A 17,657-nucleotide genomic window follows, 5' to 3' on the forward strand; every position below is an offset into this window, starting at 1 on the left:
TTTATTTTGCTTCAAACCATGATTCACCAGAGTTGTAATCCACTTTTAAGGGAACAACTAACTCAACAGCATGTTCCATAACTTCTGGTACTAGTTTTTCTAAAATAGCTAACTCTTCTTTTGGCGCTTCTAAAATTAATTCATCGTGTACTTGTAAAATTAATTTAGCTTGAAGCTTTTCAGATTTTAAGCGCTCATCCAATAAAATCATCGCTTTTTTAATAATATCCGCTGCACTTCCTTGAATAGGAGTGTTCATTGCAGTTCGTTCCGCAAAACCTCGAACATTAAAGTTTGAACTTGTGATTTCAGGAATGTAACGGCGTCTATTTAAAATCGTACTAACAAATCCATCTAATTTAGCTTTTTGAATGATATCCGACATATAATCTTTGACTTTAGGGTAACTAGCAAAATATTTTTCAATAAAGATTGAAGCTTCTCGACGAGTAATGCCAAGCCCTTGAGATAACCCATAATCACTTATTCCATACACAATTCCGAAGTTTACTGCTTTCGCTTGTCTTCTCATATTACTCGTTACTTCGTCCTCATTTACATGAAATACATCCATTGCCGTTTTTGTGTGAACATCAAAATCATTTTTAAATGCTTCCATTAGATTTTCATCTTGTGCAATATGCGCAAGAACTCTTAATTCGATTTGTGAATAATCCGCTGCAAAAATGACCCAGTCTTTCTTTGAAGCAACAAATGCTTTTCTAATCTTTCTTCCTTCTTCCAAACGAATCGGTATATTTTGAAGGTTTGGATCAATTGAACTTAAACGACCAGTTTGTGCTAATACTTGGTTGAATCGTGTATGAACCTTCGAATCAGCTGTATTAATCACCTTTAATAAACCTTCAACATAAGTGGAATTCAATTTACCTACTTGTCTAAAGTGTAAAATCATTCTAATAATTTCATGTTCGGATTCTAATTTTTCAAGTACATCTGCTGAAGTTGAATATCCGGTTTTTGTTTTTTTACCTGAAGGCAACTGAAGCTTTTCAAACAAAATAATACCTAATTGTTTCGGAGAATTTATATTGAACTTTTCACCTGCAAGTTCATAAATTTTCTCTTCAAGTTCTTTTAATTTACTTGCCAGTTCAGTGCCCATCTTTTTAAGTGTTTCTTCTTGAACAGTCACACCTTCAAATTCCATATCTCCAAGAATAAACGTTAATGGGAGCTCTAATTCTGTTAAAAGCTCATATTGGCTATTTTTACGAAGCGATTCTTCTAGTGATTCCTTCAACTTACTAATAGCGATTGTTTTTCGAACAACATAATCTGCTAATAATTCTTTAGCAGGCTGTGCTTGTTTAGCCCCTTTACCGTAAATTGACTCTGCTGTTTGAATTGAAAAATTTATTTTTCCATTAATCAAATCAGAGAATTCTTTATTTGACTGTGCCGGGTCGTTTATATAAGAAGCAAGTAGTGGATCAAAATCTACGCCTTTTAAACTTATTTCTTTCCACTTTAAAGCCACATATGCTCCTTTAGCATCATAAACATTTTTCTTCGCTCGATCATCCTCTAGCCATGTTTTAAAAACATCTGATTCTAATCCAACAGGTGTGGGGATAAAGAAATGACCTTTTTCATTTGATAAACCAAACCCTTGAATTACCTCAGTATGATAGTTCTCACCGACCATCTCAACAATTAAGCTAGAATCATTACTTAAGTGATCTTCACTAATTGTTTCAAGAACATCAAACTTGATTTCTTCTAATTCTTCTGTTGGTTCATTTTCAAGCGATACGCCTAATTTTGTAAGTAATGATGTAAATCCAAGTGATTTAAAAAATTCCGCCACCTTGTCCATTTCAGCGTCTGGTCGTAGCGTATCATTCACCGTTAATTCAATCGGTGAATCTGTATTAATTGTAGCTAATTCTTTACTCATTAATGCTTGTTCTTTGTTTTCACTTAAATTTTGAAGTAATTTTGCACCACTTACTTCATCAATATTTTCATAAACGCCTTCAACAGTTTTAAATTGTTTTAGAAGTTTAATCGCCGTTTTTTCACCAATTCCAGGAACCCCGGGAATATTATCAGACTTATCACCCATTAAACCTTTCATATCAACAATTTGCTCAGGTGTCAGTTCATATTTATCTAAAATTGCTGCAGGTGTAAATTCTTCAACCTCTGTAATCCCTTTTTTCGTCATACTGACTGTAACTTGCTCATCTACAAGTTGTAATAAATCTCGGTCTCCCGAAATGACCTTTACTTCATAGTCTTCTTTTGAAGCCTGCTGAGCCAAGGTACCTATAATATCATCAGCCTCGTAATTTTCTAATTCATATCGTGCAATTCCATATGTGTCTAATAATTGTCTCACTAGTGGAAACTGCTCACTCAATTCAGGTGGCGTTTTTTGTCTTCCACCCTTATATTCTTTAAACGTACTATGTCTAAAAGTTGTTTTCCCCGCGTCAAACGCAACTAGCATATGAGTTGGTTTTTCATCTTCAAGAATTTTCATTAACATCATTGTAAAACCATAAATTGCATTCGTATGTACACCTTTATCGTTACTCAAAAGTGGTAAAGCAAAAAAGGCCCTATATGCAATACTATTTCCATCAATCAGTATTAGTTTCTTTTTCAAAATAAATCCTCCATATCACTAAGAAATGAGTAAGACGTTCTCTATATCATAAAAAATGATTTAGAGTTACGCGTTTTAACTCGCATTTAACTACTCTTAATGCGCGAATTCCTTCTTTTCCTGCTCTATTCATTTTAACTATATTTTACCATGAACTGATCACAAATGAAAAAGAGGTAGTCTAAGGAATCTTATTTTACAAAAAAGTCAATCTCCAAAGGAGTGCACTTCTTTTAAGAAATAAAATCTTAGAACTTCCTCTTTATTAATCGTGTAGTTCTCTCTCAAAAATTAATTCGACATTCGCACCTTCTAGTGCTTTTTGATTATTTAATACTTGATGCAATCGCCAACCACTTTTCGCGTAATTACCAACTACATCATAATAATGACGGTTTGAGGATTTAGTGTTAACTTTAACAAATTCATATTCGTACATGGGCAACCCTCCACACTCAGTTCTTATAATCATAATTTCCCCAAATTTAAGGAAAGTAATAGCAACACAAAGTGTAAAAAAAAGTAAACAAAAAAATCCCGAGAGCATTGCCTGCTCTCGGTTTCATTCTAACTCCTTGGATGAAGGGGTTTTCATCATTACTATAACAATTTTATATTAACGATAATTAAATCTACTGTAAAATCCTTGTAAATTGTTAATAATTAATATGTTTATTCAGCGTTACAATAAATGATGTACCATGGCCTAGCTTGCTTTCAACTTCAATTTTCCCTTTGTGAGCTTCAACAAGATGCTTTACGATTGCAAGGCCTAACCCCGTTCCTCCAGAGTTTCTGCTTCTCGCTTTATCAACTCGATAAAAACGTTCAAAAATACGAGATATTTCTTCTTTTCCAATTCCAACTCCAGTATCATTTACACGTACAACAATTTGCTCATTTGTTTCTGAAGCTGTAATAAAAACTTTACCGCCAGTAGGAGTATAATGGATTGCATTATCAATTAAATTGATAAAAACTTGTTTTAATCGAAGTGCATCTGCATTTACTACTAACGGCGTTTTTAAATAAAGTGCAAAATCAATATCCTTTTCTTCGGCTTTTTGAATTAGCATCTGCTGAACTTCTTCAATAATGAGTTTTACAGATACATCTTCTCTATCTAATTTAAAATTTTGTTGTTCAATTTTTGAAAGATCTAATAAATCTTGAATTAATGATTGCATTCGATCACTTTCAGTTAAAATAATTGATAAGAAATTTTTACACAGCTCTTCATTTTCCATTGCACCATCAAGTAAAGTCTCTGTAAAACCTTTTATTGATGTAATTGGTGTTTTAAGCTCATGAGAAACATTCGCGAAGAAATCCTTACGTACCTGTTCAAGTTTTTTCAATTCGCTAATATCATGGAAAACTAGAACGATCCCTTTCCACTCATGGTTAATGCCAATGATTGGTGCCCCGTAAACTTCAAAGTGTTTTCTTTCAATTGAAAGTGGTAAGATAATTTGCTTTCTTACTTTTACTTCCTTTAGAAAAATTTCTTCCACGATTTCAACGATTTCTTTATGCTTAAATGCATCGTAATACAATTCACCAATGATGCTTCTAGACTCAACTTTAAATACTTCTTTATATGTTTTATTTATAAGATTTACATGTCCTCTACTATTTATGAGTACAACACTACTACCAATATTATGAATAAGTGTATTTAACCGATCTTGTTGCATTTCTTGTTGAGTCGTCATTTCTTGGAGATTTTTTGCCAATACATTCATTGATTGACTCAACATTGTAGTTGTTTCATTACTTTCGGTAAATGTTCTAGCTTTATAATTCCCTTTAGATAACTCAATAGCGACTTGTGTAATGTCATCAATTGGTTTAGAAAATTGATGAGAATATCGAATGACTAGTACAATAATTGTCATTAAAACAAAACCTAATAAGGAAATTAATAGGATCCAAATACTACGATAAACTTCATTTATTGATTTAATTGAGTAATCAATTAGGAGGTAGCGCGTATCCCCATCATTGTTTACTATTTTTTTACCGTAGAATTTTTCACTATCATCTTCATGTTTTAGTTTGATGGCTTCATTACTTTTATCCAAATTTTTAAAGAAGGATGCTAGCGTACTCTTCGATAGTTTGAATTCGTTATTAGATTTTGCAACTAAATGACCTTGATCATCGTATAAAAATACTTCAATATTCAAGTCTTCTGAAATACTGTCCATCGTTTTTACGGTAATTTCATTTGGAGTAGATTCAACAAAAGAAGCAATTAAATTAGTCTCTTTCTCAATTCTTTGGTCATAGCTTGTCAGATAGAATGACTTAAAAGTCTGACCAAGGATTACTCCTAGGATCATTAAAATAACGATGATAATACTTGATAAACCATAAAGCAATTTCTGATTCAGTTTACTCATTGAATCTCGGTTCCTCTAGTTTATAACCTAATCCTCTAATTGTTTTTATGTATTGTGGTTTTTTCGAATCTTGCTCAATTTTTTCCCTTAAATGACTAATATGAACGTCTACAATTCGTGTATCTCCTGCAAAATCATAGTTCCAAACCGCACTTAATAATTGGTCTCTTGTTAAAACTCTACCTTTATTTTTCGTTAAATATAATAACAGCTCAAATTCCTTAGGGGTTAATTCTAAAATTTGTCCTTGGAAATAAGCTTCATAGTACTCTGGTAATATTTTCAAATCTGCAATAATTAATGTATCAGTTTCATCATTCGTTTCAACCGGAGTTTCAGTAATTTTACTTCTTCTTAAAATGGCTTTAACTCTTGCTACAACTTCCCTAGGGCTAAATGGTTTAGTCATATAGTCATCAGCACCTAGTTCTAGGCCCAGAACTTTATCAAATTCATCGTCTTTTGCTGTAACCATTAAGATCGGTGTTGTATTTCTTTGTAGACGTAATTCTTTACATACTTCCATACCATCTTTTTTAGGTAACATTAAATCTAACACTATTAATTCTGGTTTTTCATCAGTTGCTTTTTGCAATGCCTCGTCCCCATCGATTGCTGTAACAACTTGGAATCCAGCTTGTTCTAAGTTGAACTTAATTAAAGTTAAGATATGTTCTTCATCGTCTACTACAAGAATTTTATTGTTCATTACAAATTCCTCCAGGCTTTATTAGAAAACCTTCATCCAATTATCTCTTTATCTTTTTTAATCATACTAAAAATTTTGTATTACGTAAATTTAAATACTTATTCTTTATTTTCCCTAGTAGTGAAAAATTTATTGATAGTAATGGCCATTTTTATATTATAAAAATACAAAAAAAAGAATGTCGCATGACATTCTTTCAGACAAAGTATAAAAAATAGATATTCAGACTCGATTGAAAACGCTTGTCCTTCAAGGTGTGAAGCCTGGCAAGAGTCGTAGTTACATTAGAAGCTAATCATCACCGCAAGCAGGCGATTCTACGAAGAATGCGAGCGTTTGGTGGAAAGTCTGACATTCCTCTTAAAAATTATCGTATAAAAGACTATTTGATTGCTCTACTGTTGGTGGAATAACTGTAATATTACCTGATGCAATTTTAAGTTGCGATTTATTTAAAACGCTTACATTTAATGATACTTTATTATTTTTCAAATCGATATCCACTACTTCGAAATGAATTGAAATTGTTTCATTATGGTGTAAGTGATGATGATATTCCATTTCTTTTTTTATTTCATGGCTACCAGGACCAGGTAAGTGCTTTGTCACTGCTGCTGATACCATCCCACTAATTAAAACACCAGGAACAATCGGTTTCTGGAATTTTGTTTGTGATGCATAATTATATTCTGTATATAAAGGGTTTGTATCTCCAGTTAATGCGAGGTATAAATAAATATGTTTTTCTTCTATGTGTTCTGTAACAATTAACTTTTCACCAATTGATAATTCTTCAAGTTTTCGTCCGATTTTTGCTCTTTTTGTTAACATATTGAACCCCCTGTTTATCTTAATATTTTAAAAATTCTATAAACACTGTCGATATTCCTGCTTTTATTTACATTTTACCCAATAAATCTACTTTATTTTTATATTTATAAATAATAAAAAGGCTTGGTTTTACACCAAGCCTTTTCGTAACTATTAAGCTAAAACGTTCATAACGTTTTTTACTGCTTCAACTGAACGATCTAATGCTGCTTTTTCATCAGCCGTTAAATCTAATTCAATAATTTGCTCAATACCGTTTCCACCGATGATTGTTGGAACACCTAAGTAAATACCTTTATAACCATACTCACCTTCTAAGTAAGCGATAGTTGGTAATACACGGCGTTGATCTTTAAGGATTGCTTCAACCATTTCTACTAATGAAGCAGCTGGTGCATAGTATGCACTACCATTTCCTAATAGGTTTACGATTTCGCCTCCACCCTTACGAGTCCGTTCAACAATTGCATCTAATCGCTCTTTTGGTATTAAGTTTTCCAATGGAATCCCACCTGCGTAAGAGAAACGCACTAGTGGTACCATATCATCACCGTGTCCCCCAAGAACGAAACCAGAAATATCTTTAACAGATAAGTTTAATTCTTGTGCAACGAAAGTTCTGAATCGAGCTGTATCAAGAACACCTGATTGTCCAATAACGCGATGTTTTGGGAAACCAGATTCTTTGAATACCGTATATGTCATTGCATCAACAGGGTTCGTTAATACAACAATTGTACAGTTAGGAGAGTGCTTAACGATTTCGCGAGTAACTGCCTTCATAATGTTAGAGTTTGTTGAAACTAAATCATCACGGCTCATACCTGGTTTACGAGCAATTCCAGCTGTGATTACAACCACATCTGAGTTTGCTGTGTCAGCATAATCGCTTGTACCGATGATGTTTGCATCAAATCCTTGTATTGGACTTGCTTCAAGCATATCAAGCGCTTTACCTTTTGTAGGATTTTCTAATTGAGGAATGTCTACAATTACTACATCCCCTAATTCTTTTTGAGCAAGCAAGAAAGCTGTTGTAGCACCAGTAAATCCAGCACCTACTACAGAAATTTTACGTCTACGAATTGACATGTTAAATACCTCCCTTATGTTTACTCTTTAATTATACAAGAACTGATTCCATATTAGAAATTAATTCATTTGCAAATTCTGAGCATTTCACTTCAGTTGCACCATCCATTAAGCGAGCGAAGTCATAAGTTACAACTTTAGAAGCAATTGTTTTCTCCATTGATTTTAAGATCATTGAAGCAGCTTCATTCCAACCCATGTGCTCAAGCATTAATACGCCTGATAAAATAACTGATGATGGGTTAACTTTGTCTAATCCAGCATACTTAGGTGCTGTACCATGAGTAGCTTCAAAAATTGCATGTCCAGTTTCATAGTTGATATTAGCTCCTGGAGCGATACCAATTCCACCAACTTGAGCAGCAAGTGCATCAGAAATATAATCACCATTTAAGTTCATTGTAGCTACTACATCAAACTCACGTGGTCTTGTTAAAATTTGTTGTAAGAAAATGTCAGCAATACTGTCTTTTACAAGAATTTTGCCAGCTTTTTCAGCATCTTCCATTGCTTTGTTAGCAGCATCTTTACCACTAGTTTCTACAATGCGATCATACTCAGCCCAAGTGAATACTTTATCACCGAATTCTTGCTCTGCAACTTCATAACCCCAGTTCTTAAATGCGCCTTCAGTAAATTTCATGATGTTACCTTTATGAACTAGTGTTAATGATTTACGGTTTTCTTGAATTGCATAGTTAATTGCAGCACGTACTAAACGTTTTGTTCCCTCTTCAGAAATAGGTTTAATTCCGATACCTGATGTTTCAGGGAAACGAATTTTATTAACACCCATTTCTTTTTGTAAGAATTCTAAAACTTTTTGAACTGCTTCAGAACCTTTTTCGTATTCAATACCAGCATAAATATCTTCTGTATTTTCACGGAAAATTACCATGTCAGTATCTTCAGGACGTTTAACTGGAGAAGGTACACCTTCAAAGTAACGTACTGGACGTAAACATACGAAAAGATCTAATTCTTGACGTAAAGCCACGTTTAATGAACGAATTCCGCCACCTACTGGAGTCGTTAAAGGTCCTTTAATAGCGATCATATATTCTTCAATAGTGTTTAAAGTTTCTTGTGGTAACCATTCGCCAGTTGCATTAAATGCTTTTTCACCAGCTAATACTTCTTTCCACTCGATCTTACGAGTGCTATTATATGCTTTTTCAACAGCTGCATCTAATACACGTGAAGATGCTGTCCAAATGTCTGGGCCTGTCCCATCTCCTTCAATAAAAGGAATAATTGGATTGTTTGGAACGTTTAACTCGCCATTTACTAATGTAATTTTTTCAGCTTGCATGATTGCTCCCCCTTGAATAAATACTTTATTACATACTTATGAGAGGAAGATTCCTCTTCCTCTCTTTACTATACCATTATTCAAACATTAAATACTATTTTAAGTATTCAATATTTTCATTATGCACGCTCTTCAATTGGAATGTAAGAGTTTTTCTCTGGTCCTGTGTAATCTGCACGCGGACGGATAATACGATTGTTATCATATTGTTCTAAAACATGTGCAGTCCATCCAGACATACGGCTAATTGCAAAGATCGGAGTAAATAGATCATGTTCAATTCCTAAGCTGTGATATACAGACGCAGAGTAAAAATCAACATTTGGTGGGATATTCTTTTGAGTTGTAACAATCTCTTCAATTTTTTCAGACATTGTATACCATTTTAATTCTCCAGTAATTCCACCTAATTGACGTGACATTTCTTTAAGATGCTTAGCACGTGGGTCTCCACCACGATATACGCGATGGCCAAATCCCATGATTTTAGCTTTTGCATCCATTTTTTCTTGAATGTAAGCCTCTACATTTTCAACGTCTCCAATTTCAGCTAACATTTTCATAACGCTTTCATTTGCACCGCCGTGTAAAGGTCCTTTTAAAGCACCGATCGCAGCCGTAATACCTGAATAAATATCAGATAATGTTGCTACGCAAACGCGTGCAGTAAAAGTTGAAGCATTTAATTCATGGTCAGCATGTAATACTAATGCTTTATTAATTGCTTCTTCAGCGATTTCATTAGGTTCTTCACCTGTAAGCATGTATAAGAAGTTTGCTGAGAATGAAAGATCTTTACGAGGAGCGACTGGTTCAAGCCCTTGACGAACTCGAGAAAACGCTGCCACAAATGTCGAAATTTTTGCTTGTAATTCAATTGCTTTTACATAGTTAGAGTTTGCATCCATTGCTTCAGCATTCTCGTCATATAACGCAAGCATAGAAATTACAGTACGTAGAACTGTCATAGGATGTACATCTTTAAAGTTAGTAGATTTTAAGAAAGTAATAATACCTTCAGGCAATTCTGCATGATCCGCAAGTTGAGCTTTTAACTCTTTAAGTTGCTCTTTATTTGGTAATTTGCGGTGCCATAATAAGTAAACTACTTCTTCAAAACTTGCGAACTCCGCTAATTCATCGATGCCGATACCTACATACGTTAATGTATCATCAATAATAGAACTTATAGAAGTTGTAGCAGCTACAACACCCTCTAAACCACTTTTAACTGTCATATTCCCCTCTCTCCTTTACGTAAAAAATTTCCCCTAGTGTTTTACATACATATACTGGTATAACAACTAAAATATACATTTGTATATGTAGAAAGGAACCCTACTATAACTTATTATAAACAATAATCTGACTTTTGTGAATGAAAACAATTTACTAAAATATAATTATTATTAAATTACTTTATAAAATCAACAATCCAAATGAATAGATATGCGATTCCAGCACCAATTAAAGGCCCAACTGCAACACCTTTAAATAAAGCAACTGACAAGACTGTTCCAAGTACTAATGCAGCTGTAATTTGCGGACTAGTTGCTAATAGATTTACTCCACCTTTTGCTAAAAGCGCAACTGCAATTCCAGATAATAATGCAATCCATGCAACTGGTGTTTTAAGTGCTTCTCCTAAATGTTTAAAACCAATCTCACCCGTTGCAATTGGTACTAATACTGCAATTGTTATGACAGTTACTCCTAAATTTATTCCTTTTGATTGTAAATATGGAAAAACTCTATCACCAATTGGAGTATATTTTAATAGTAACAATACTATAATTGAAATAATTAAAGAGTTATTTTTTGCGATTACGCCTATTAATAATAGAATCATTAGGAATATTGTAGATTCACTCATTATAATTTCCTTTCTATGTATAATTTATTAATAAATACATTTAAACTTTACTATTATAAAAAAATATTTCTTGGTAAAATAGAACTTAGTTAACATAATTTCTCAAACGAAAGGGGGACGAAAAATGAGCCGAGTTTTAGTTTATCAAATCATTCGTTTCTTATTTGTTACTACATGTATAATTCTCGGACTTTACGTGGCTTTATTTGTATCAAAACTTACATACCCATTTATTATTGCTTTTATTATCGCATTTCTATTAAATCCACTAGTAAATTTATTAAATGTAAAAGCGAAAATACCAAGAGGTATAGCTGCTTTTATCTCGATTATTTTATTGTTGTCAGTTGTTGCTGGATTATTTACACTTTTAATCACTGAAATCATTTCAGGATCCACTTATTTAGTGCAAGTAGTACCTGAGAGCTTTCAACGTCTTGTGTTTTTTGTAGAAAACTTAGTGACTGATAAAATAATACCGTTATATGATGTGGTTATGAATGAATATAGTCAGCTTGGAGCTGGACAGCAAGCAACCATTCGTACAAATATCCAATCTATTGGAGATTCTGTTATTAATCTAGGAAAAGGTGCATTAAATGGGATTATTGATGGGATAAAATTGATCATTGCCGTACTCCCAAATACAGCTACTCTAATTTTTGTATCATTACTAGCTACATTCTTTATTAGTAAAGATTGGTATAAAATTAAAAATTTATTTGCAATTTATACGCCTAAACGTATTAAACATTACAGCAAAACAATTTTCACCGATTTACGAAAAGCATTATTCGGTTTTATCAGAGCACATATTACTTTAATTTCTATGACAACAGTGCTTGTATTAATCGGATTATTAATTTTAAGAGTTCCATTTGCAATAACAATTGCAATATTAATCGGGTTAATTGATTTACTTCCATACTTAGGTACTGGCTTAATTTTTGTTCCATGGATTCTATATACATTCCTAACTAGTGATTATTCTTTAACGATTGGACTTGCAATTTTATATGCGGTTGTCATTGTTCAACGCCAACTTGCAGAACCAAAGATTTTATCTTCAAATATCGGCTTACACCCACTTCCAACATTAATTTCTTTATTTGTTGGATTTAAATTCCTTGGATTATTAGGATTAATCGTAGGGCCAGTAACCTTAGTTGTTTTATCTACATTGTACAGAGCGAAGGTATTTCATGAGCTTTGGTACTACATTAAAGGAACACATAAAAAAACGTGAAAACTACTGTTTTCACGTTTCATACTGTCTGTCAAACGCTCGCTTTATTCGTTGCTTCACCTGCTTGCGGTGCTCATTACCGTCTTAGGTAACTCCGCTCCTATTCAGGCTTCACGCCTCGAAAGACAAGCGTTTTCAGACAGTATGAATCTCTATTTTTTTGTACTTTGTCTGTACACTGAAACGTGAAAACTACTGTTTTCACGTTTTTTATTTTTTTATATAACCCGTCCAAACAATGTTTCCTTTGAATTTTTTCATCACAAACATTAGTAAAAGTTGAACGAATTTAAGTCTGATTGGTTTAATTAATAAAATAACTGCTATCAAATCTGTTATTGGTCCAGGAATCACTAATAATAATCCGATTAAGAAGAATGACAGTCCTTCTACCATTAATAAATCGGGCATTTTCCCAGCTCTGAACTGTTCTACAGCCTGTTGTTTTACTGTGATCCAAACATTCTTCATAATGTAGGAACCAATTAATAACGTACCAATTAACCATAAGAATACGGAAATTGAACCTATAAATCTACCAAGTATGATTAGAAAAATAAAGTCAATTACAGGAACCAACATTAGCCAACCGAAAAGTTTTTTCAGAGAACTCACCTCAAAATTATTTAGAATGTAAAAAAGAGAAGGAACATCGCTCCTTCTCTTTATTATATATTATAAAATACTTTTATGTCCTGTACTAACTATTCCACGAGAAGCATCTACAGTAACTGCTTGACCATTTACTAAGATATTCGTTGCATTTTCAACTCCAACGATTACCGGAATACCTAAACTTACGCCAACAACCGCAGCATGGCTAGTTAATCCGCCTTCTTCAGTAATAATTGCTGCTGCTCTTTCAATAGCAGGCATCATATCTTTATCAGTACAATTTGTTACTAAAATACTACCAGAAGTAACTTTAGAAACAGCTTCTTCGCCAGTTTTTGCAACAACTACTTTACCTGCTGCAGATTTACGACCAATACCTTGACCTTGAGCGATTACATCTCCAACTACATGAATTTTCATCATGTTTGTCATTCCTGTTTCACCAACAGGTAATCCAGCTGTAATGATCACTGTATCGCCATTTGAAACGAATTTCGCTTCTTGAGCTGCATCCATTGCATGTTGTAGCATTTCATCAGTTGTGTTTGCTCTTTCTCTATATTGAGTTTGAACTCCCCATACTAATGTTAATCGACGACAAATACGGATATCTGAAGTAATTGCTAAAATAGGCGCTTTTGGACGATATTTAGAAATCATTTTCGCCGTATGTCCGCTTTCAGTAGGTGCGATAATTGCAGCTACTTGTAAGTTTAATGCTGTAGCAGCAACAGACTGACCAATTGCATCTGTAATCGTACCTTTATTTTCTCTTTGGCGTTTTTTGAACAATTCATCATATTGTAGACTTTGCTCAATACGTAAAGCGATAGAGTTCATCATAGAAACAGATTCTACTGGATATGTTCCTGCAGCCGTTTCACCTGATAACATAATTGCATCAGTTCCATCTAAAATTGCATTTGCAACGTCACTTGCTTCAGCACGAGTTGGACGTGGATTACGTTGCATTGAATCTAACATTTGCGTAGCAGTAATAACTGGTTTACCAAGAATATTACATTTTTTAATTAATGATTTTTGTACTAAAGGTACATCTTCAGGTGGAATTTCTACACCCATGTCTCCACGAGCTACCATTAAACCGTCAGAAACTTCAAGGATTTCATCAATATTATCGATTCCTTCTTGGTTCTCGATTTTTGTGATGATTTGAATGTAATCTGCACTATGCTTACCTAAAAGCTCACGGATTTCTAATACATCAGATGCTTTACGAACAAATGACGCAGCGATGAAGTCGATACCTTGTTCAATACCAAATTCAATATCACTTACGTCCTTTTCCGTAATTCCAGGTAAGTTTACACGTACATTTGGAACATTAACACCTTTTTTATTCTTCACTAAACCACTGTTTAATATTTTTGTGCGAATATCTTTTCCTTCAATCCCGATTACTTCTAAACCAATTAGACCGTCATCGATTAGGATTCTTGAACCCACATGAACATCATCAATTAAACCTTCATATGAAACCGCGAATTTTTCAGCTGTTCCCATTACAGGCTCTGTTGTAATGATTACTTCATTACCAGTTGTTAATTCGGCTTGCCCACCTTCAAAATCTAACGTACGGATTTCAGGTCCTTTTGTATCTAATAAAATTGCTACTGTTTTACCAGTAATTTCTGATGCTTCACGGATACTCTTAATTCTTCCTGCATGTTCTTCATGAGAACCATGAGAGAAGTTTAATCGAGCTACGTTCATACCTGCATTAATTAATTGTACTAATTTTTCTACCGATTCACTAGCCGGACCAATCGTACAAACTATTTTTGTTTTACGCATTTTTTACCCTCCAAATATATATAAAGACAACTTTTAACTAAATCATATTACTCAGTATAGCTTACTTAAAGTATTAAAATACTGATTTTCACATGTGGAAACGATTGCTCAAAAAAAGTAGCTAACTTAGATTGATAGCTCTTGAGATAATTGATACATACTTTTATCAAGTTCATGTTTTTGTGCTAACGCTTCAATGATGTCATGATCAACCAATTTATTATTTTGGATACCTACACAACGCCCACCTTTGCCTTCCATAAGAAGTTCAACAGCTTTAGCTCCTAAACGACTAGCAAGTACTCTATCTGCTGCGCTAGGCGATCCTCCTCGTTGTACATGACCAAGGACAGTAACCCGTGTATCAAAATTCGTTTTTTCTTCAATTACCTTGCCGATTTCAATCGCACTTCCAACGCCTTCTGCAACAACAATAATACTATGCTTTTTACCACGTTCGCTACCGCGAGTTAATCTACTAATAATATCATCCATGTCATAGTCACATTCTGGTATTAAAATTGTTTCAGCACCATCTGCTAATCCAGCCCATAGAGCAATATCCCCTGCATTGCGTCCCATTACTTCGATTACATATGTACGTTCATGTGAAGTGGCTGTATCACGAATCTTATCAATAGCATCAATTACAGTATTTAAAGCTGTATCGAACCCAATTGTAAAGTCTGTTCCTGGGATGTCATTATCAATCGTTCCCGGTACACCAACACAAGGATATCCATGCTCAGTTAATTTTTTAGCTCCTTGGTAAGAACCGTCACCACCGATCACGACTAATCCTTCAATTCCAAACTTTTTCAGTTGTTCAATACCTTTCATTTGACCTTCTAGTGTCTTAAATTCAGGACAACGGGCACTAAGTAATTTTGTACCACCACGATGAATAATGTCGCCTACTGAACCAAGTTCAAGTTTTTCGATATTCCCATTGATTAAGCCAGAGTATCCTTGGTAAACACCATATACTTCTAAGCCATGAAAAATTGCTTTACGCACAACTGCACGTACTGCAGCATTCATACCTGGAGAATCTCCCCCACTTGTTAAAACTCCAATTCTTTTCATATGTATCCACCTCAAATGATTTTCCATTAATACATTATTAATTCATTTAAATAAAGTAACATGTTCTACATTTTTAAACAATAGATATAATGTGAACTTTTTCATAAACTTCTAAAGAAATATCATTTTCTAAAATAAAGCAAGTAGAAAAAACACAGATTTACATATATTTTTTACATATTTCTTAAAATAATACAAAAAAAGAGTATGCTCACATAATTGTTTCACACACTCTCGAAGTTAAACCTTAGTTTTATTTGTAAAAAGAAATCTGTCCTAACTTTGCGTGTTTATCATATCTTTGTTGAACTAGTTCTTCTTTATCCATTGATAAAATTGATTTTAATGTATCATATAAATACTGATCAATGTTTTTCGCCTGTTGTTCAACATCATTTTGTGCCCCACCTTTTACTTCAGGTATCATTTGGTCAACAACACCTAATTCAAGTAAATCTGGAGCAGTTATTTTCATCGTTTCAGCAGCCCTACGAGCTTGAGAAGCATCTTTCCATAATAATGCAGCTGCACCTTCTGGTGAAATAACAGAATATGTTGAGTTCTCTAACATCAGTAACTTGTTACCAACGCCTAAACCAAGAGCTCCACCACTACCACCTTCACCGATTACGATACAAATTGTTGGTACTTTTAAACCTGCCATTTCAAATAAATTGCGGGCAATTGCTTCACTTTGTCCACGCTCTTCAGCGGCTTTACCTGGGTAAGCACCTTTTGTATCGATAAATGTAATAATTGGTCTGTTAAATTTCTCAGCTTGCTTCATTAATCTTAATGCTTTTCTGTATCCTTCTGGATGAGGCATACCGAAATTACGACGTATATTTTCTTTTGTATCTTTACCTCGTTGGTGACCGATTACTGTGACAGGCAAACCACGATAAGATGCAATACCACCTATAATAGCAGCATCATCACCGAATAATCTATCTCCATGACATTCAAAGAAATCTGTAAATAATCGGTTTATATAGTCCATCGTTGTTGGACGTTCTGGATGTCTTGCTACTTGGACACGATCCCAAACTCCCATGTTACCATATATTTCGTTTTCTAAAGTTTTTAAACGTTCTTCTAAACGTCTAATTTCTTCAGAAAAGTCTACATCATGTTGGTTTGTATAAACCTTTAGTTCATCTATTTTTGTTTTTAGTTCATGAATCGGTTTTTCGAATTCTAACATAACCACTATTGAAGGACACCTCCTTGATGTAAATGAAGGATCGTAAATAATTTTGAACGCATTTCTGTACGTGGAAGAACTGCATCAAGTTGTCCATGATTTAAGAGAAACTCTGCTGTTTGGAAATCCTCAGGCAATTCTTCACGAATTGTTTGTTCGATGATACGGCGTCCCGCAAATCCAATTAATGCACCTGGCTCTGCAAAATTAAAATCACCTAAAGATGCAAAACTTGCAGATACTCCACCTGTTGTTGGATTTGTTAAGATTGAAATTGCTAAACAATTAAGTTCGCTATGTCTCTTAAGTGCAGCACTTGTTTTAGCCATTTGCATTAAACTTAAAATACCTTCTTGCATTCTTGCTCCACCAGAAGCGGTAAAAATGATGAAAGGTAAAAACTCTGAAGTTGCACGCTCAATTGCTCTCGTAATTTTTTCACCAACAACAGATCCCATACTTCCCATTCTAAATCTTGAATCCATAACGGCAATTACAACAGGAATTCCATCAATTGTTCCTTTTCCTGTTACAACAGCTTCGTTTAAATCAGTCTTTTTACGATCACTTTCAAGTTTTTCTATATAATCTGGGAAATGTAAAGGATTCGTAGAAATCATATCTTTATCAAACTCTTCGAATGAAGCTTCATCAAGTAAAAATTCAATTCTTTCAAAAGCAGTCATTTGATGATGATATCCACAATTACTACAAACTTTTACATTTTTTATTAATTCTTTCGTTATGCTTATTTTTTTACATTTAGGACATTTTGTCATAACACCGTCAGGTAAATCTTGTCTCATTACTTCTGAAGGTATGGATGCATATTTT

At 33.8% G+C, this 17,657-nt stretch carries 15 protein-coding genes; 1 reads left to right on the plus strand and 14 read right to left on the minus strand.

Annotated elements, in window-relative coordinates; genetic code table 11:
- Position 1: 1 nt before the first annotated feature.
- The 9 genes from polA to V7056_RS07000 form a co-directional block, all read right to left on the minus strand.
- Positions 2-2,635 (minus strand): DNA polymerase I, encoded by a 2,634-nt coding sequence (gene polA / locus V7056_RS06960; RefSeq protein ID WP_499700527.1) that lies wholly within the window; start codon positions 2,633-2,635, stop codon positions 2-4.
- A 265-nt stretch (positions 2,636-2,900) separates the two neighbouring features.
- Positions 2,901-3,074: a DUF4177 domain-containing protein gene (locus V7056_RS06965; RefSeq protein WP_499700529.1), complete on the minus strand. Its 174-nt coding sequence runs from the start codon at positions 3,072-3,074 to the stop codon at positions 2,901-2,903.
- 217 nt (positions 3,075-3,291) lie between these two features.
- A complete protein-coding gene (gene pnpS / locus V7056_RS06970) occupies positions 3,292-5,040 on the minus strand; it encodes a two-component system histidine kinase PnpS (protein WP_499700531.1) in 1,749 nt (582 codons plus the stop codon).
- Positions 5,033-5,749, minus strand: coding sequence for a winged helix-turn-helix domain-containing protein (locus tag V7056_RS06975; protein WP_430509575.1), 717 nt, complete (start codon positions 5,747-5,749; stop codon positions 5,033-5,035). The genes pnpS and V7056_RS06975 overlap by 8 nt, the downstream gene beginning before the upstream one ends.
- A gap of 360 nt (positions 5,750-6,109) precedes the next feature.
- A complete protein-coding gene (locus tag V7056_RS06980; RefSeq protein WP_499700532.1) occupies positions 6,110-6,580 on the minus strand; it encodes a MaoC/PaaZ C-terminal domain-containing protein in 471 nt (156 codons plus the stop codon).
- A 153-nt stretch (positions 6,581-6,733) separates the two neighbouring features.
- A complete protein-coding gene (gene mdh / locus V7056_RS06985) occupies positions 6,734-7,672 on the minus strand; it encodes a malate dehydrogenase (protein ID WP_499700534.1) in 939 nt (312 codons plus the stop codon).
- A 31-nt stretch (positions 7,673-7,703) separates the two neighbouring features.
- A complete protein-coding gene (gene icd, locus V7056_RS06990) occupies positions 7,704-8,987 on the minus strand; it encodes an NADP-dependent isocitrate dehydrogenase (protein ID WP_499700567.1) in 1,284 nt (427 codons plus the stop codon).
- A 116-nt stretch (positions 8,988-9,103) separates the two neighbouring features.
- Positions 9,104-10,222: a citrate synthase gene (gene citZ, locus V7056_RS06995; RefSeq protein ID WP_499700536.1), complete on the minus strand. Its 1,119-nt coding sequence runs from the start codon at positions 10,220-10,222 to the stop codon at positions 9,104-9,106.
- Positions 10,223-10,398: 176 nt separating this feature from the next.
- Positions 10,399-10,860, minus strand: a complete 462-nt coding sequence (locus V7056_RS07000; protein WP_088002887.1) for a DUF441 domain-containing protein — start codon at positions 10,858-10,860, stop codon at positions 10,399-10,401.
- A gap of 121 nt (positions 10,861-10,981) precedes the next feature.
- On the opposite strand from V7056_RS07000, the gene ytvI reads away from it, so the two are divergent.
- Positions 10,982-12,103, plus strand: a complete 1,122-nt coding sequence (gene ytvI / locus V7056_RS07005; protein WP_499700538.1) for a sporulation integral membrane protein YtvI — start codon at positions 10,982-10,984, stop codon at positions 12,101-12,103.
- Between the two features lie 210 nt (positions 12,104-12,313).
- Here ytvI and V7056_RS07010 read toward each other — a convergent pair whose 3' ends face one another.
- The 5 genes from V7056_RS07010 to accD form a co-directional block, all read right to left on the minus strand.
- Positions 12,314-12,682 (minus strand): FxsA family protein, encoded by a 369-nt coding sequence (locus tag V7056_RS07010; RefSeq protein WP_499700540.1) that lies wholly within the window; start codon positions 12,680-12,682, stop codon positions 12,314-12,316.
- 96 nt (positions 12,683-12,778) lie between these two features.
- A complete protein-coding gene (pyk, locus tag V7056_RS07015; protein ID WP_499700542.1) occupies positions 12,779-14,533 on the minus strand; it encodes a pyruvate kinase in 1,755 nt (584 codons plus the stop codon).
- 126 nt (positions 14,534-14,659) lie between these two features.
- The gene (pfkA, locus tag V7056_RS07020) at positions 14,660-15,619 is read right to left on the minus strand and encodes a 6-phosphofructokinase (protein ID WP_499700544.1); all 960 of its coding nucleotides are present in this window, start codon (positions 15,617-15,619) and stop codon (positions 14,660-14,662) included.
- 253 nt (positions 15,620-15,872) lie between these two features.
- Positions 15,873-16,829 carry an acetyl-CoA carboxylase carboxyl transferase subunit alpha gene (gene accA / locus V7056_RS07025; RefSeq protein ID WP_499700546.1) on the minus strand — a complete coding sequence of 319 codons (957 nt, stop codon included), beginning with the start codon at positions 16,827-16,829 and terminating at the stop codon, positions 15,873-15,875.
- Positions 16,829-17,629, minus strand: a complete 801-nt coding sequence (gene accD, locus V7056_RS07030; RefSeq protein WP_499700569.1) for an acetyl-CoA carboxylase, carboxyltransferase subunit beta — start codon at positions 17,627-17,629, stop codon at positions 16,829-16,831. Before accD ends, accA begins: the two co-directional genes overlap by 1 nt.
- Positions 17,630-17,657: the final 28 nt, after the last annotated feature.

Origin of the sequence: Bacillus sp. JJ664, from assembly GCF_036962205.1 — a bacterium.
In the GTDB taxonomy this organism is placed as follows: domain Bacteria; phylum Bacillota; class Bacilli; order Bacillales; family Bacillaceae_G; genus Gottfriedia.

Excerpts from the sequence above, each read along its gene's own strand:
- accD (WP_499700569.1), bottom strand. The coding sequence starts at position 17,629 with ATGAGACAAGATTTACCTGACGGTGTTATGACAAAATGTCCTAAATGT.
- V7056_RS06965 (WP_499700529.1), bottom strand. The coding sequence starts at position 3,074 with ATGTACGAATATGAATTTGTTAAAGTTAACACTAAATCCTCAAACCGT.
- V7056_RS06975 (WP_430509575.1), bottom strand. The coding sequence starts at position 5,749 with ATGAACAATAAAATTCTTGTAGTAGACGATGAAGAACATATCTTAACT.
- ytvI (WP_499700538.1), top strand. The coding sequence starts at position 10,982 with ATGAGCCGAGTTTTAGTTTATCAAATCATTCGTTTCTTATTTGTTACT.
- pyk (WP_499700542.1), bottom strand. The coding sequence starts at position 14,533 with ATGCGTAAAACAAAAATAGTTTGTACGATTGGTCCGGCTAGTGAATCG.
- pnpS (WP_499700531.1), bottom strand. The coding sequence starts at position 5,040 with ATGAGTAAACTGAATCAGAAATTGCTTTATGGTTTATCAAGTATTATC.
- pfkA (WP_499700544.1), bottom strand. The coding sequence starts at position 15,619 with ATGAAAAGAATTGGAGTTTTAACAAGTGGGGGAGATTCTCCAGGTATG.
- mdh (WP_499700534.1), bottom strand. The coding sequence starts at position 7,672 with ATGTCAATTCGTAGACGTAAAATTTCTGTAGTAGGTGCTGGATTTACT.
- V7056_RS06980 (WP_499700532.1), bottom strand. The coding sequence starts at position 6,580 with ATGTTAACAAAAAGAGCAAAAATCGGACGAAAACTTGAAGAATTATCA.
- citZ (WP_499700536.1), bottom strand. The coding sequence starts at position 10,222 with ATGACAGTTAAAAGTGGTTTAGAGGGTGTTGTAGCTGCTACAACTTCT.